Origin of the sequence: Gordonia aichiensis, from assembly GCF_039946255.1 — a bacterium.
In the GTDB taxonomy this organism is placed as follows: domain Bacteria; phylum Actinomycetota; class Actinomycetes; order Mycobacteriales; family Mycobacteriaceae; genus Gordonia; species Gordonia aichiensis_A.
In genome coordinates this window covers 1-255 of sequence record NZ_JBCDWL010000070.1, presented here as the reverse complement: position 1 = coordinate 255, position 255 = coordinate 1, and the positions used below count along the sequence as shown (strand labels likewise).

The 255-nt window shown below is 56.5% G+C and carries 1 rRNA gene; it reads left to right on the top strand.

The window, feature by feature from the left end:
- Positions 1 to 255: ribosomal RNA gene (locus AAFO60_RS21055) — 23S ribosomal RNA — on the top strand; the annotation flags it as partial.

Genomic DNA, 255 nt, shown 5'->3' with positions numbered 1-255 from the left:
TTGGCTTAGAAGCAGCCACCCTTGAAAGAGTGCGTAATAGCTCACTGGTCAAGTGATTCTGCGCCGACAATTTAGCGGGGCTCAAGTACACCGCCGAAGCCGCGGCACTCACACATTCATCGGCCATCGTCTGCGGATGGTGGTCTAGTGGTGTGGGTGGGTAGGGGAGCGTCCTGCATCCGTGGAAGCAGCGGAGTGATCCAGTTGTGGAGGGTGTGGGAGTGAGAATGCAGGCATGAGTAGCGAAAGACAAGT